17 protein-coding genes are annotated in these 14,970 nt (G+C 65.8%); 4 read left to right on the top strand and 13 right to left on the bottom strand.

All coding sequences use genetic code 11. The features are described 5' to 3' along the window. Nucleotides 1-45 precede the first annotated feature (45 nt). The 3 genes from fusA to rpsL all read right to left on the bottom strand — a co-directional run bounded on the left by fusA (nt 46) and on the right by rpsL (nt 3,151). Nucleotides 46-2,139 (bottom strand): elongation factor G, encoded by a 2,094-nt coding sequence (fusA, locus tag NP825_RS17995; protein WP_257546156.1) that lies wholly within the window; start codon nt 2,137-2,139, stop codon nt 46-48. 96 nt (nt 2,140-2,235) lie between these two features. Then, a complete protein-coding gene (gene rpsG / locus NP825_RS18000; protein ID WP_257546171.1) occupies nt 2,236-2,706 on the bottom strand; it encodes a 30S ribosomal protein S7 in 471 nt (156 codons plus the stop codon). Nucleotides 2,707-2,779: 73 nt separating this feature from the next. After that, on the bottom strand, nt 2,780-3,151 hold the full coding sequence (gene rpsL / locus NP825_RS18005) for a 30S ribosomal protein S12 (RefSeq protein WP_037515637.1): 372 nt from the start codon (nt 3,149-3,151) through the stop codon (nt 2,780-2,782). 320 nt (nt 3,152-3,471) lie between these two features. On the opposite strand from rpsL, the gene NP825_RS18010 reads away from it, so the two are divergent. Further along, complete coding sequence (locus NP825_RS18010; protein WP_257546193.1) at nt 3,472-3,966, top strand: DNA-deoxyinosine glycosylase; 495 nt, start codon at nt 3,472-3,474, stop codon at nt 3,964-3,966. Here NP825_RS18010 and NP825_RS18015 read toward each other — a convergent pair. After that, complete coding sequence (locus tag NP825_RS18015; protein ID WP_257546195.1) at nt 3,963-6,353, bottom strand: S8 family peptidase; 2,391 nt, start codon at nt 6,351-6,353, stop codon at nt 3,963-3,965. The two genes, NP825_RS18010 and NP825_RS18015, sit on opposite strands and share 4 nt — an antisense overlap. Before the next feature lie 121 nt (nt 6,354-6,474). On the opposite strand from NP825_RS18015, the gene NP825_RS18020 reads away from it, so the two are divergent. Together NP825_RS18020 and dapD are read left to right on the top strand one after the other, a co-directional pair. Then, entirely contained in the window at nt 6,475-7,152 is a 678-nt protein-coding gene (locus NP825_RS18020; RefSeq protein WP_374046571.1) for a pyrimidine 5'-nucleotidase, read from the top strand. Continuing rightward, entirely contained in the window at nt 7,149-7,988 is an 840-nt protein-coding gene (dapD, locus tag NP825_RS18025; protein WP_257546199.1) for a 2,3,4,5-tetrahydropyridine-2,6-dicarboxylate N-succinyltransferase, read from the top strand. Before NP825_RS18020 ends, dapD begins: the two co-directional genes overlap by 4 nt. 92 nt (nt 7,989-8,080) lie before the next feature. On the opposite strand, the gene gpmA is transcribed toward dapD, so the two are convergent. Next, entirely contained in the window at nt 8,081-8,767 is a 687-nt protein-coding gene (gene gpmA / locus NP825_RS18030) for a 2,3-diphosphoglycerate-dependent phosphoglycerate mutase (RefSeq protein ID WP_257546201.1), read from the bottom strand. A 201-nt stretch (nt 8,768-8,968) separates the two neighbouring features. Between gpmA and NP825_RS18035 the strand changes: the two genes are divergently transcribed. Continuing rightward, nucleotides 8,969-9,424 (top strand): Hsp20 family protein, encoded by a 456-nt coding sequence (locus NP825_RS18035; RefSeq protein ID WP_257546203.1) that lies wholly within the window; start codon nt 8,969-8,971, stop codon nt 9,422-9,424. 120 nt (nt 9,425-9,544) lie between these two features. Here the strand turns inward: NP825_RS18035 and NP825_RS18040 are convergent, their stop codons facing one another. From NP825_RS18040 to dnaQ, 8 genes are all read right to left on the bottom strand, one after another. Further along, nucleotides 9,545-10,012, bottom strand: coding sequence for a GNAT family N-acetyltransferase (locus NP825_RS18040; RefSeq protein ID WP_257546205.1), 468 nt, complete (start codon nt 10,010-10,012; stop codon nt 9,545-9,547). Then, nucleotides 10,009-11,118, bottom strand: a complete 1,110-nt coding sequence (locus NP825_RS18045) for a M14-type cytosolic carboxypeptidase (protein WP_257546207.1) — start codon at nt 11,116-11,118, stop codon at nt 10,009-10,011. Before NP825_RS18045 ends, NP825_RS18040 begins: the two co-directional genes overlap by 4 nt. Continuing rightward, nucleotides 11,115-11,726: a DUF4136 domain-containing protein gene (locus tag NP825_RS18050; protein ID WP_257546209.1), complete on the bottom strand. Its 612-nt coding sequence runs from the start codon at nt 11,724-11,726 to the stop codon at nt 11,115-11,117. Before NP825_RS18050 ends, NP825_RS18045 begins: the two co-directional genes overlap by 4 nt. Before the next feature lie 69 nt (nt 11,727-11,795). Then, nucleotides 11,796-12,470, bottom strand: a complete 675-nt coding sequence (locus tag NP825_RS18055; protein WP_257546211.1) for a cell wall hydrolase — start codon at nt 12,468-12,470, stop codon at nt 11,796-11,798. A gap of 197 nt (nt 12,471-12,667) precedes the next feature. Beyond that, nucleotides 12,668-13,006, bottom strand: coding sequence for a DUF1491 family protein (locus NP825_RS18060; protein WP_257546213.1), 339 nt, complete (start codon nt 13,004-13,006; stop codon nt 12,668-12,670). Nucleotides 13,007-13,022: 16 nt separating this feature from the next. Continuing rightward, nucleotides 13,023-13,487: a PTS sugar transporter subunit IIA gene (locus tag NP825_RS18065; protein ID WP_257546215.1), complete on the bottom strand. Its 465-nt coding sequence runs from the start codon at nt 13,485-13,487 to the stop codon at nt 13,023-13,025. Between the two features lie 158 nt (nt 13,488-13,645). Next, nucleotides 13,646-14,227, bottom strand: coding sequence for a ribosome hibernation-promoting factor, HPF/YfiA family (gene hpf / locus NP825_RS18070; protein WP_257546217.1), 582 nt, complete (start codon nt 14,225-14,227; stop codon nt 13,646-13,648). 43 nt (nt 14,228-14,270) lie between these two features. After that, entirely contained in the window at nt 14,271-14,969 is a 699-nt protein-coding gene (gene dnaQ / locus NP825_RS18075; RefSeq protein ID WP_257546219.1) for a DNA polymerase III subunit epsilon, read from the bottom strand. Nucleotide 14,970: the final 1 nt, after the last annotated feature.

Below are 14,970 nucleotides of genomic sequence, written 5' to 3' on the forward strand. Positions count from 1 at the left end.
TAGAGGGTCTTGCCGCGCGGCGCAAGTCCGCGCGGCTTCGATCCGTCAGGCCATCTTGGCCTTCACTTCTTCGGCCACGTTGTTCGGCACTTCTTCATAGTGCGAGAACTGCATGGAGTATTGCGCGCGGCCCTGGGTGAACGAGCGGAGCTGGTTCACATAGCCGAACATGTTGGCGAGCGGGACCATGGCCTCGACCACCTGGGCGTTGCCCCGGCTGTCGGTGCCCTGAATCTGGCCGCGGCGGCTGTTGAGGTCGCCGATCACGTCGCCCATGAACTCCTCGGGAGTCACGACCTCGACCTTCATCACCGGTTCGAGCAGCTTGATGCCGGCCTTCGCCGCCACTTCGCGCATCGCCGCACGGCCCGCGATTTCGAACGCCAGCGCCGACGAGTCGACGTCGTGATAGGCGCCGTCCGTGAGCTTGATTTCGAAGTCGATGATCGGGAAGCCGATCATGTGACCGTTTTCGGCCGATTCGCGCATGCCCTTTTCGACCGACGGGATATATTCGCGCGGAATGTTGCCGCCCTTGATCTCGTCGATGAAGGTGATGCCCGAACCGCGCTCGCCGGGAGCGACGCTGACCTTGACGCGGCCGAACTGGCCCGAGCCGCCCGACTGCTTCTTGTGGGTATAGTCGACGTCGACCGGCTTCGCGAGCGATTCGCGATACGCCACCTGCGGCGCACCGACATTCGCTTCGACCTTGAACTCGCGCTTCATGCGATCGACGAGGATGTCGAGGTGAAGCTCGCCCATGCCCTTGATGATCGTCTGGCCCGATTCATGGTCGGTCGAGACACGGAACGAGGGATCCTCGGCGGCCAGGCGGTTGAGCGCGATGCCCATCTTTTCCTGGTCGGCCTTGGTCTTGGGTTCGACCGACAGCTCGATCACCGGTTCGGGGAATTCCATCCGTTCGAGGATGATCGGCGCGTTGGTCGCGCAGAGCGTGTCCCCGGTGGTGGTTTCCTTGAGGCCCGCCAGCGCGACGATGTCGCCCGCATAGGCTTCCTCGATGTCCTCGCGGCTGTTGGCATGCATCAGCAGCATGCGGCCGATCTTTTCCTTCTTGTCCTTCACCGAGTTCAGATAGGTGCCCTTGGTGAGGGTGCCCGAATAGATGCGGGCGAAGGTGAGCGAGCCGACGAACGGATCGTTCATGATCTTGAACGCGAGCAGCGAGAGCGGCGCCGAGTCCGACGTCGCGCGCGAGTCGGGCTGGTCGTTCGCCGGGTTGATGCCCTGAACGTCGGGAATGTCGAGCGGCGAGGGCAGATAGTCGACGACCGCGTCGAGCAGCGCCTGGACGCCCTTGTTCTTGAACGACGAGCCACACAGCACCGGTACGAAGGCCTGCGCCAGCGTGCCCTTGCGGAGCAGCGCCTTCAGCGTCGCGACGTCGGGAAGCGTGCCTTCGAGATAGGCCTCCATCGCGGCGTCGTCCTGTTCGACGGCGAGCTCGACGAGCTTTTCGCGATATTCGGCGGCCTTGTCCTTGAGGTCCGCGGGGATCTCTTCATAGAAGAATTCGGCGCCCAGGCTTTCGTCCTTCCAGATGATCGCGCGCTCGTTGACGAGGTCGACGAGGCCGACGAAATCGCTTTCGGCGCCGATCGGCAGATAAAGGACGGCCGGAACCGCGCCCAGACGATCGATGATCGTCTGCACGCAATAATAGAAATTGGCACCGGTGCGGTCGAGCTTGTTGATGTAGCACATGCGCGGCACGCCGTATTTTTCGGCCTGGCGCCACACGGTTTCCGACTGCGGCTCGACGCCGGCAACGCCGTCGAACGCGGCGACCGCGCCGTCGAGGACGCGCAGGCTGCGCTCGACCTCGATGGTGAAGTCGACGTGTCCGGGGGTGTCGATGATGTTCAGGCGATGCTCGGGGCCCTTGCCTTCATCGGCCTTCCACAAACAGGTAGTGGCAGCCGACGTGATCGTGATGCCGCGTTCCTGTTCCTGTTCCATCCAGTCCATCGTGGCGGCGCCGTCATGGACTTCGCCGATCTTGTAGGACTTGCCGGTGTAATAGAGAATACGCTCGGTCGTCGTGGTCTTGCCGGCGTCGATGTGCGCCATGATACCGAAATTGCGATAGCGTTCGAGCGGATGGCTGCGTGCCATGGTCTTTTCCTTGGATTTGGGGAGCGGCCGGTGGGGCCGCCCCCGATATAGGAAGAATATTTACGATTGCGAGACGCCGGGGCGTCCCGCTTTCCCTTACCAGCGGTAGTGGCTGAAGGCGCGGTTCGCTTCGGCCATGCGATGGGTGTCTTCGCGCTTCTTCACGGCGTTGCCGCGGTTGTTCGACGCGTCGAGCAGCTCGCCCGACAGGCGCGCGGCCATCGTGGTTTCGCTGCGGTTGCGCGCCGCGGCGATCAGCCAGCGGATCGCCAGCGCCTGCGCGCGGTCGGGACGGACCTCGACCGGAACCTGATAGGTTGCACCGCCGACGCGGCGGCTGCGGACTTCGATGTTCGGGCGGATGTTCGCCAGCGCTTCGTGGAACACGCCGATCGGTTCCTTCTTGGCGCGGGCTTCGACCGATTCCAGGGCACCGTAAACGATGCTCTCGGCGACGGACTTCTTTCCGTCCAGCATGACGCTGTTCATGAATTTCGACAGCACGATATCCCCGAAACGGGGATCGGGCAGGATTTCGCGGCGCTCAGGACGACGACGACGAGCCATGGGTAATTCCTTTTACAACAGCATCCCGCCGCCAAAGCGTCGCGGGATGATCAAATAGCCGAAAAAGCGGACCTTACTTGGGTCGCTTCGCGCCGTATTTCGAACGGCTCTGCTTGCGGTCCTTCACACCCTGCGTATCGAGCACGCCGCGCAGGACGTGGTAACGCACACCGGGAAGGTCGCGGACACGACCGCCGCGGATCAGCACGACGCTGTGTTCCTGGAGGTTGTGGCCTTCGCCGGGGATATAGGTGATGACTTCGCGCTGGTTGGTCAGGCGGACCTTGGCAACCTTGCGGAGCGCCGAGTTCGGCTTTTTCGGGGTCGTCGTGTAGACACGGGTGCAAACGCCGCGCTTTTGCGGGTTTGCGTCCATCGCCGGAACCTTGGACTTCACCTTCTGGGGAGTCCGGCCCTTGCGGACCAGCTGGTTGATCGTGGGCATGAATGCTTCACCTTTATGTGTCCGCCCATCAAAGCGAACGGTTACTGTACCGCGGTGGATGAAGCTCCGGCCGCTCACCCGCCGAAAATGGCGAAAAACGGCCGACCTGATAACAGCAAAAGACCCCGGCGGAATCGCATTGATCCTCCGGAGGCTCCATCCGCGCCAGCAATGTTCAAGCGCTGTTGTAACTGAAAAAGGCGGCAAACCGCCCTTTTCGGTCGAGCGCGCCCCTAGCGGCGATTCCCCCGTCGGTCAAGGGGCGAGGCTTCGCGGTCGGTAATATTGTTGCGCCGCCGCGTCCGCGCTATCCCCTTGCCATGTCCGCGCCGCGCCACGCCAGCTTTGCCCCGCACGTCGCCCGCGATACGCGCCTGCTGATCCTCGGCAGCCTGCCCGGTGCGCGATCGCTCGCCGAACGGCAATATTATGCGCATCCGACCAATCAGTTCTGGCGCCTGCTCGGCGATGTCCTCGCCCGGCCGCTCGCGGCGATGCCCTATGCCGAGCGGCTGGCGGAGCTGCACGCGATGAAGGTCGGGCTGTGGGACGTGATCCGCAGCGCCGAACGGCGCACGAGCAGCGATTCGCTGATCCGCGAAGCCGAGCCGCACGACCTCGCCGCGCTGGTCGCCGATCTGCCCGCGCTCCGCATGATCGCGTTCAACGGCGGCAAGGCGGCGGCGATCGGCCGACGCCAACTGCCGCCGCTCGAAGGCATCGCGATCGTCGACCTGCCGTCGAGCAGCGCCGCGCACACGATCGGCCTTGCGGCGAAGCGTGATCGCTGGCTCGCGCTGCGCGCCACGCTTTAGAACCCCATCGCGAAGCGGAGCGCCGCGCCCTTATCGTCGGGCAGCGCCGCGATGTGACCCGGATCCCGGCGCCACCATGTGTTGGCGATGATATCGCCGCCGAACAGCGACAGCGCGTAGCTCGCCTCGATCACCAGTTCGCGGCCGGTCGGCGCCAGATTATAGGTGCGCCGCCCAAAGGTGGCGGCGCCGGTGTCGTAATCATAGGCGACGGGCAGCATCAGATCGAGGCCGCCATGGGTAACGCGCAGCGGCTGCGCGAAACGCAGCGCGGCGCGATCGCCGGTCCCGAACAGCCCCGCCTTGGCGATGTCGAACGAAAAGGCGGCCGAGCGGAGCGTGCCGCCGGCGATCAACCCGCCGCGATCGGGCCGCGTCCACATCTGGCGCCACGCCCCCGACAGGCTCCAGCCGCCGTCGAGATCGAGCCCGAGGCTGGCGTCGCCGACGAGGCTGGCCACGCCACCGGCGCCGAAAACGGGGCCAAGGCGCGCGCCGAGAAGGCTGTCCGATTCGCGGATCCAGCTTCCCCCCAGCATCGCGCGGACGCGGCCGAAGCGCCCGTCCCACGCCGCCCCCAGCCGCTGGTAGCGGCTGTCGCGGCCCGAACGATAGCGGAGCAGCGGATCGTCCTGCCAGCGCGATCCCGACACCCAGCCGTTTTCGGCGGTGAGGCTGAGCCTTTGTCCATGGCCGAGATCGCGGCGAAGCAGCAGCCCGGCGCCGGGGCTCGCCGCGAAGCCGAGACCCTCCTGAGCCGCGTCGCCGATCAGCATCGCGTGGTTCGATTCGCCGCGTTCGCCCGCAACCAAACCGCTGAGGCTGCGCCCCGCAGCAAAGCCGATCCGCGTCCGATCGTCCAGACGCGCAATCATCGATGCCGCGATCGTGCGCGCCTGCCGCGCATCGCGGTACGACAGCCCCGCCGGCGCATCGCTGCCGGGCGCGGTCAGGATCGAAAGCGCCAGCGCGTCCGACGCGGCGCTTTGTTGGCGCACGAGGCCGCCGATCGCGCCCGACAATTTGAAATCGGGGCGCCGGGGCATCAGCGACCGGCCGAAATCGACATTGAAGGCGCGGCCATATCCGTCGGTGACCAGTCCGACGGCGGTCGCCGCGCCCATGCCGCCCGCATCGCCCATCGGGCCGCCGAGCAGGCCGAGCGCGGTATCGAGCCGCACCGCGCTCGACGTTCCCGCTAGGGTCGTCGCGCCCATCGGCTGAAAGGCCCGCGCAATATCGAGAATGCCCTGCCCGAACACGGCATCGTCGCCCGCCGCCCCCGCATCGCGTGCCGACTGGTAAAGCAATTGCACGATCTGCTGGCTGGTCAGATTGGGAAAGGCCTGCGCGATCAGCGCGACGGCGCCCGCGATCTGCGGCGCGGCAAAGCTGGTACCGCTGAGAACGAAGACGAAATTGCCCTCGGTCTCGAGCACGCCGTCCTTATAGGCGCAGCACACATCCTCGCCGAGTGCCGCGAGATAGGATCCGGCATAGCCGCCGGCGCGGTTGCTGAAGCTGGAGATCACGCCCTGGTCGTCGACCGATCCCGCGATAATCACCAGTCCGCCGCCGGCATCGCGCAGGCCCTGCGCGAAAAGCTCGGGATTGTTCGGATCATTGCCGTTCGCGGTCGTGTCGCCTTCGTTGCCGGCCGAGAGGACGACGATGATCCCCGCCGCGGTCGCGCGCGCCACTGCGGCGCGCAGCGCCGCGCCGGGCGGGTCTTCGCCGCCCAGCGAGATGTTGACGACGCGCGCGCCGGCGCTGATCGCGCGGTCGAGCCCCGCCGCGATCGCGCTGTCGCCGAAACGGCAACCGCTTTCGTCGTCATCGGGATCCTCGGTCGCACAGCTTCCCGGCCGGTCGGCGCGCAGCACGAGCAGGCCGGCGTTGAAGGCGATGCCGAAGGTGCCGGCATCATTCTTGCCGCCGAGCAGCACCTGCGCAACGTTGGTTCCGTGCGTTCCCTCGGCATCGATGCCGCGCGATCCGGCGACGTCAGCCGAGGCGGGCGAAATGCGCCCGGCAAATTCGGGGCTGTTCTCGTCGATCCCGTCGTCGATCACCCCCGCCAATATGCCCTGCCCGGTCGCGCCCGCCTGATAGGCGGTGATCGCACCGTGGAAATTCACCCCGTCCGAGCGCCGCGTCTCGGCGGTGTTGAAATTGCCGGTCGGCGGCGGCGTGGGAGTCGGCGTGGGCGCCGGAGCAGGGGTAGGAGTCGGAGCGGGAGTAGGGGCAGGCGGCGGCGCAGGGGTCGGCGACGGCCGCGCTCCACCGCCGCCGCAACCGGCGAGCGACAGGGCAGCGACGCTCAGAAGCAGCGGCAGAGGTCGCCGGGCAATCTCCCGGACCGAACGGCGCCGCACGCTCTCCATCATCGCCCGTCTCCCCTATCCCCTCATGATCATAGCATTTTCCGGTTTAGACCCAAAGCCGTTGCCGCAAAGTAAAGCATCCGCCTTGCCGCCGCGCCGCCCGGCCCTTATGCGGCCGATCACCATGACCGTGCCGATCGACCATATCGACAATTGGATCTTCGATCTCGACAACACGCTTTATCCGCCGTCGGCGAAGCTGTTCGATCTGATCGACGCGCGCATGGGCGCTTTCATCATGCGGCTGCTCGATGTCGATGCGGTCGAGGCGCGGCGGGTACAGAAGCAGTATTTCCACGACCATGGCACGACGATGGCGGGGTTGATGCGGCATCACGGCGTCGATCCCGAGGCTTTTCTGGTCGGCGTCCACGATATCGCGCTCGACCGGCTGACGATCGACACGCGGTTGCGCGCAGGCCTCGAACGGCTGCCGGGGCGAAGGCTGGTCTTCACCAATGCCGACGCCGACTATGCCGCGCGCGTGCTCGAAGCGCGTGGGATCGCCGACCTGTTCGACGGCATCTGCGACATCCGCGTCACGCGCTACACGCCCAAGCCCGACGCGGGGGCCTATGCCGCGATGATCGACCATCTCGGCGTCGATCCCGCGAAGAGCCTGTTCGTCGAGGATATGGCGCGCAACCTGACCCCCGCCAAAGCGCTCGGCATGACGACCGTCTGGCTGGACAATGGCAGCGAAAGCGGCCATCGCGACCACCTGACGGGCCATGTCGACTTTCACGTCAACGACATCGCCGATTGGCTCGACGACCTTCCTTTACCTTGGGGACTTTCATGACCGACCTGCAAACGACGATCGAAGCCGCCTGGGACGCGCGCGACACGCTTGGGCTGACGACGACCGGCGCGGTGCGCGAGGCGGTCGAAACCGCGATCGCCGGGCTCGACGACGGCAGCTTCCGCGTCGCCGAACGGGACGCGGGCGGTGCGTGGCAGGTCAACCAGTGGCTCAAGAAAGCAGTGCTGCTGTCGTTCCGCCTCAACGACATGGAGATCGTCGAGGGCGGGCCGGGCGGTGCGACCTGGTGGGACAAGGTGCCGTCAAAATTCGCCGGCTGGGGCGAGAACCGCTTTCGGGACGCGGGTTTCCGCGCGGTGCCCGGTTCGATCGTCCGCCGCGGCGCCTATATCAGCAAGGGCGCGGTGCTGATGCCGAGCTTCGTCAACATCGGCGCCTATGTCGGCGAGGGGTCGATGGTCGATGCCTGGGCCACCGTAGGAAGCTGCGCGCAGATCGGCGCGGGCGTCCATCTGTCGGGCGGCGCCGGAATCGGCGGCGTGCTCGAGCCATTGCAGGCGGGGCCGGTGGTGATCGAGGACGGCGCCTTCATCGGCGCGCGCGCCGAAGTCGCCGAAGGGGTGATCGTGCGCGAGGGCGCGGTGCTGTCGATGGGCGTCTATCTCGGTGCCTCGACCAAGATCGTCGACCGCGCGACCGGCGAGGTCTTCATCGGCGAAGTGCCGCCCTATGCCGTCGTCGTCCCCGGATCGTTGCCGGGCAAGCCGCTCCCCGACGGGACGCCGGGCCCGTCGCTCTATTGCGCGGTGATCGTCAAGCGCGTCGACGCGCAGACGCGTGCGAAGACCGGCATCAACGAACTGCTGCGCGACTGACGTCGCACCAAACACCTCGTCATTGCGAGGAGTATCCAGCGCGTGACAAGCCGCTCTGGATTGCTTCGCTACGCTCGCAATGACGGAGTGAATTACCGCTCGCTCAGATAATAGCGTTCGCGCGCCGTCAGGTCATCGCTCAGGTCATAGACGATCGGCTGGCCGGTCGGGATCTCCAGCCCTGTGATGTCGGCATCCGAAATGCCCGACAGATGCTTGACCAGCGCGCGCAGGCTGTTGCCGTGCGCCGAGATCAGCACCGTCTTGCCGGCCTTGAGCTCGGGCGCGATCGCGCTTTCATAATAGGGCAGGACGCGGGCGATCGTGTCCTTGAGGCTCTCGGTCGACGGGATCGCGATGCCCGCGTAGCGCGGGTCCTTCGACAGATCGTAAGGCGAATCGGCGGCGAGCGGCGGGGGCGGGGTGTCGAAGCTGCGGCGCCAGATCTTCACTTGCTCGTCGCCGTGCTTCGCCGCGGTCTCGGCCTTGTCGAGCCCGGTGAGGCCGCCGTAATGCCGCTCGTTGAGGCGCCAGTCCTTGGTCACCGGCAGCCAGAGGCGGCCCATCGCCTCGAGCGCCAGATTCAGCGTCTTGATCGCGCGCGTCTGGACCGAGGCGAAGCCGACGTCGGGCGCGATGCCCTTTGCCTTCATCAATTCGCCCGCCGCCCATGCCTCGGCCGCGCCCTTTTCGGTGACGTCGACATCCCACCAGCCGGTGAAGCGGTTTTCGAGATTCCACTGCGACTGGCCGTGGCGGATGAGGATGAGCTGCGGCATGGTCTGTCCTTCGGCTGGAGGGGATTCGCCGCCCCCTTAGCGCGGGTTTTCGCCGAACGCCAATCGCCCCCTTGAAATGGTTTCATCCGTTACCAGATGGAGGGCATCCGGCCGCCGATACGGGGCCGGACGGCGATCGCGGCGCGTCGCATGATTCGGGCCGCGGTCCCTTTGCTTCGCTTTGACAGGAAGGAATGACCCATGCGTAACAGCTTCGACTGGACCCCCTATCGCCGTTCGACCGTCGGCTTCGACCGACTGTTCGATTTCCTCGAATCGAGCGGTTCCGCGGACAATTATCCGCCCTTCGATATCGAGAAGATCGCCGACGACCATTTCCGCATCACGGTCGCGGTCGCGGGCTTCAAGAATGACGAGATCGACATCACCGCGCAGCAGAACATGCTGACCGTCAGCGGCCGCAAGGCGCCGGCGAAGGAAGGCGAGGGCCGCCAGCTCCTCTACAGCGGCATCGCGACGCGCGCGTTCGAGCGCCGCTTCCAGCTCGCCGACTTCGTGCGGGTCGACAAGGCCGATCTCGCCGACGGCCTGCTTATCATCGACCTGGTGCGCGAAGTGCCCGAGGCGATGAAGCCGCACAAGATCGCGATCGGCGGCGTCACGCCGTCGGTGATCGAGGACAAGAAGGCCGCCTGAGCCTTTTGAGTCTTGCCCTTCGGGGCATCAGAACGGGGTCCGGCTCCCTCTCCCGGACCCCGTTTTCTTTTGGCGATCGCGTAAAAATACGAGGGCCGGATGGGTATCCGCTGCTTACGATCAGAGCCGCCGGGTCATGAAGCGGCTAAACGGGTCCGGCCGATAGTCGGCGAAGGGCTCGCAATCCTCGAAACCGTGACGCCGATAGAGCGCCAGCGCGGGTTCGAAGGCTGCGCCCGATCCGGTTTCGAGGCTGAGCCGCTCGGCGCCGCGCGCCCGCGCTTCGGCGATGATATGGCCGAGCATCCGCGCGGCGACGCCCTGACGAAGGAAAGCGTCGGCGGTGCGCATCGACTTGATTTCGCCATGCGCGCCATCCAGCATCTTGAGCGCGCCGCAACCCGCCAGTATCCCCTCCTTGTGGATCGACCAGAAGGTCACGCCGCCCGCGCGCAGACCGTCGAAATCGAGGAAGTGACAGCTTCCGGCCGGCGAATTGGCTAGCATCCCCGCGAAATGCCGTTCCAGCAGCGCGCGGATCGGAGCGCCCGACAGATCATCCTCGACGATCCGCCAGGCATCGCTCACAGCATCTGGTCGAGCGTCTGGAGACAGGCGTGCGCGAGCAGCTTCGAACGTTCGGGCGACCAGCCCTGCACCGGATCCGGCAGGTCGCGATTATCCTTGAACGGCATTTCGAGCGTCATCGACACCGCACCGAAACGCTCGGCAAGCTGAGTCGTCGACATGCTGAGATTCGCCTGGCCCGGCGCCGAAAATTCATAGCCGAGCTCGACCTGAAAATCGGGGGTATTCGCGGCAAGCGCGGTCTGAAACGCCCGATATTTTGCGGTCTGCGCATCCGTCAGTGACGGAATGCCTTCAAAACCCGCGAGGAAGACCGCGGGGATCGCCTCGTCGCCATGGACGTCCATCGCCCAGTCGACGCCGCTTTCGTCCATAGCATTCCGCACGCACAGCACTTCGGGGCTGCGCTCGGCGGTCGGATTGTCCCATTCGCGGTTGAGGTTCACCCCGGCATAGTTGGTGCGCAGATGGCCGCGCCGCGACCCGTCGGGATTCATGTTCGGAACGATATGGAAACGGCATTTGCCCAGCAGCGACCGCGCATGAGGATCAGCGGGATCGGTGAGCTTTTCGAGCGCGCCTTCCATCCACCATTCGGCCATCGATTCGCCCGGATGCTGGCGCGCATAGAGCCAGACCTGCGTATCGCCGCTGCCCATTTCGAGGCAGTCGATCGGCTGGCCCTCCAGGCTGGTGCCGAGGCAGCGATAGGTCACCCCCTCGCATTCGGCGATCGTCGCGACCAGATCATGGTGGCGCTCCATCGAATAGGGTGCGAAATAGGCGATCCAGAGCAGCGGTCCTTCGGCGGTATGGCGGACCGTCAGCGTGCCGGCATCATAGCTGGTGTCGAGGCGGAACCAATGCTCGCGGTCATAGCTCGCGGCGGCGGCATAGCCGGGCCAGCCGTCGGGATAGGCCGAGTTCGCCAGGCCGGTGATTGCCAGTTCCAGCGGGTCGCCGGCGCTGCAGGCGACGCGAAAGTGAAACCATTGATAGAAATCGGATTCGCGATCCTTGCGGATGGAAAGACGCGCCGAAGTGCCCTCGACGCTGTCCACGACGATATTGCCGCTGTCGAACGCGGCGTTGATGCTGATAGTCATGGGACGCTGATAGTGCGTCCCGATTCGCCGGGAAAGTCCTTGAATAGAGCTTCGGCCAATTTTGCGGCGGCGAGCGACGGCTGCGCGGCGGGCGCCTTCACCGGCACCGCGGTCAGCGCGCGGCCTTCCCAGATCGCCTGTCCGGTCGCGGCATCGTCGATGCGTACCGACAACTGGAGATCGGCCATGCGCTTCGGCCCGCCGCCGAGATTGATCCCGAGCCCGAGTCCGACCCCCGATCCATAGCTGCCGGTCGAACCGCCGACCCCCACCGACACGGGCGAGCGGCGGGCAGCAGGCGGCGGCTCGCTGCGCTCGAACGCGATACGAACGAGCAAAGGCGCCTTTTCGTTGCTGCCCGCCGCGACGAGTCCCTGCCGCTGGAGCTGCTGATCGACCGCAGCACGGTAGCTGTTCCATTCGAGCGAGGGCATAGCAGCCGCCGCGCCGTCGAGTGGCGCCGTCGCAACCGCGTAGCGCGTTCCCGGCGCCCAGCCGGGAACGGCGTTATGGAAGCGGGTGACTTCGACGGGCGGGACCGCAGTCGCGCAGCCGCCGAGCGCAAGCGCCGCTGCACCGAGCAGGGCGACGGAAAGATGACGCATCATCTGCGCATCATGCGCCACAAAAAATGGCCTGGCAATGAACGGGATGCGGGTCGCGCCCCGTTCAAGGAATCAACGATAGAAGATGTGATTGTCGATCGACGCGATGCGCGTCTTGCGCCAGCCCGGCGAGACATAGCGCGCGTGGAAGAAAAGGGCGCCCGGCGCCTGGGTCTTCCAGCTTCCGTCGCGCGCGATCTGCGCGATGGCGACGGCGTTGTTCCACTGGGCCGCGTTGCGGATCGCCGGCATCTTGCCGCCGCGCACGAAGCTGAACTGGCTCGGCTGGTGGACGACGCCGCACAGGCTCTTGGGAAAGCGGCCCGACTTGGCGCGGTTGATCACGACATGCGCGACCGCGAGCTGGCCCGCCAGCGATTCGCCGCGCGATTCGAAATAGACGGCACCGGCAAGGCAGCGGAGTTCGGGATCGATGTCGGCCGGACGGTCGGTCGCGGCGACGAGTTCGGCGAGCGAGTCGACATCCAGCGTCGGCTTCGGCTCGGCCGCGGACTCGTCCCTGCTTTCGGAAAGGGGATTTTGGGGAAGCGTCACGACCGGCTGTTCGCTTGTCGTCGCTGCATCCGCCGGGCCGCTCTGCGGCGCATCGGCGCCCGGCAGGGTGATGGCGGGAAGATTCGCGCTGGTCGCGAGATCGCTCGCGAAGCCCGGTTCGGCCAGCAGCAGCATCGCGGTGGCCGTCATGCCGACGGCAGCCACGCTGGCGGCGTTCAAAATGCGACTCATATAATCCGTCAAAAGGGCGGCTGATGGACCGAAACCTCAAGACAGGCGGGTGAGCACTATCTGGCTCTATGCCGCCTGCGGCCATCCTCCGACTGCGTGTCCGAACCGTTTTTCGGGGCCCTTGCCAAGGCAGGGCAACCCACGGAACGACCTACGCGTTATGGAATGGGCGCCAGTTATTGTGCGCCGCAACAGAGTCAAGTTAACGCGGCCCACTCCGCGACGAGTTGTGGCGCATCTGCGATATCCAGTTCGACGATCCACAGGTCGGGATCGGCCTTTCGCCGCCGTTCCTGATAGTTTGCGCGGGCTTCACCATCTTTTGGGTCATCGGGGCCCACGGCCTGCCAGATATGGTGTCCGTCCTGCGAAAAGCGGCGTTCAAGCAGCGGTCCGGGCTCGCCGCGATCGCTGCATTGGACGAGGATGATCCCCGAGGTTTCGTCCCCCCGCGCGAGGATCGCCGCGAAACCGCCGGCCGCTTCGGTGCGGCGGATGAGGAGGTCGACGAGAAAGCGACTCTTGAGCCGAGCCACGGAAACGGTCGCGCGTCTAGGCCGCGTCGCGCGTTTCGGCATCGACGAGCATCGCATAGAGCGCCTCGTCGCTTTTCGCGCCGCGCAGCCGTTCGGCGATGCTGTCGTTGCGGAGCATCCGCGAAACGCCCGCGAGCGCCTTCAGATGATCGGCGCCCGCGTCGAGCGGCGAGAGCAGCACGAACAGCAGGTCGACCGGCAGGCCGTCGACCGCCTGGAAATCGATCGGCCGGGCCAGTTGCAGGAACAGGCCGCGCACCCCGGTGAGGTCGGCCATCTTCGCGTGCGGCAAGGCAATGCCACGTCCGAAGCCGGTCGAGCCGAGGCGCTCGCGCTCGAGCAAGGCTTCGCTGACTTCGCCGGCGTCGAGGCCGAGCGAGCGCGCGGCAAGATCACCGACGAGCGGGAACAGCGCCTTTTTCGAATCGAGCTGGACATGCGCGCGCACGGTCGCGGGATAGAGAAGGGAAGATAGGTTCATCGCTTTGGTCAAATCATATCCGCCGGGCGCCGCCCGGTTCATCCTGTTGGCAAACGATCATGGGATCGGTCGTGTGGCAGGCCCCGCCATCCGGGTATCAATGGGCGCGGCCCTTAGGCCGGATGGCGGAGAAAATCCAGTCCTATTGTCCGGAGCTTCTATCCCTGGCGCGGCTCGACCCAACCGATCGTGCCGTCGTCGCGGCGATAGACCATATTGTGCGACCCGGTCTTGCTGTTGACGAACAAGAGCGCGTTGGTGTTGCGAAGGTCGAGCATCATCACCGCGTCGGACACGCTGCTGGTCGGGATATCGACGCGCGTTTCGGCGATGATCGCCGGGGCGTCGCCGGCCTCATCCTCCTCGGCACCGCCGTCGAACACGACATAGCTCGCATTTTCCACGAAATCGTCGATCGACGCGGCGGATTGGCCGTTGAGGTTTCCGCGGTCCTTCAATCGTCGCATATAGCGTCGAAGCTGTTTTTCGATGCGCTCGGCGGCGGCCTCGAAGGCGACATGCGCGTCCTGCGCCTGGCCGTGCCCCTTGAGCACGAGCCCCTGCATCACATGCGCGACGATATCGCACTGGAAACTGTCGTGCGGCCCCTTGCCGAAGGTCGCGTGCGCGCCGAGCGCGCGGGAGAAATATTTGTCGGCAATCGCGTTCATCCGGTCCGACACATGCGCCTGGAGCGCTTCGCCGGTTTCGATCTGGTGTCCAGAGACGCGGATTTCCATTTTTCTTCTCCTTCCAGAATCGCGGCGGCGGCCGGGGCCGCCGTCACGGACTATCGTGCCACAGCGGTCCTGTGAGCTTGGCAACGAATTCGGCATGGCGCGCCAGTTCGGCCGCGCTGGCGGCATGAGCGCGCGGTTCGCGAAAGGCGCGCGGCGGCGCGGCGACGCGAACGGGATCGGCGGCGGCATGCGCGGCCGGCGCGGTTTCCGCCGCCAGGCCGAGGCCGATCTGCCGCCCGCCGGTCATTTCGATATAAAGATGCGCGAGCAGTTCGGCGTCGAGCAGCGCGCCATGCTTGACGCGGTGGCTGCGGTCGATGCCGTAGCGCGTGCAGAGCGCGTCGAGGCTGTGCTTGGCGCCCGGATGGAGCTTGCGCGCCATCTGTACGGTGCAGCACATGCGCGCCATGTCGAGCGCGGGACGTCCGGCGCGCGCGAGCTCGGCATTGATGAAGCCGAAGTCGAAAGCGGCATTGTGCGCGACCATCGGCGCGTCGCCGAGAAAGTCGATCAGCTCGTCGACGCGGGTCGCAAACAGCGGCTTGTCGGACAGGAACTGGATCGACAGGCCATGCACCGCCTCGGCCTCGGCCGGCATGTCGCGTTCGGGATGAAAATAGGCGTGAAAGGTCCGGCCCGATTCGCGGCGGTCGATCAGTTCGATGCAGCCGATTTCGACCAACCTATGCCCCGCTCTGGGGTCGAGTCCCGTAGTTTCCGTATCGAAGATTATCTCACGCATC

This window comes from Sphingopyxis sp. DBS4, assembly GCF_024628865.1.
Lineage (GTDB): Bacteria > Pseudomonadota > Alphaproteobacteria > Sphingomonadales > Sphingomonadaceae > Sphingopyxis.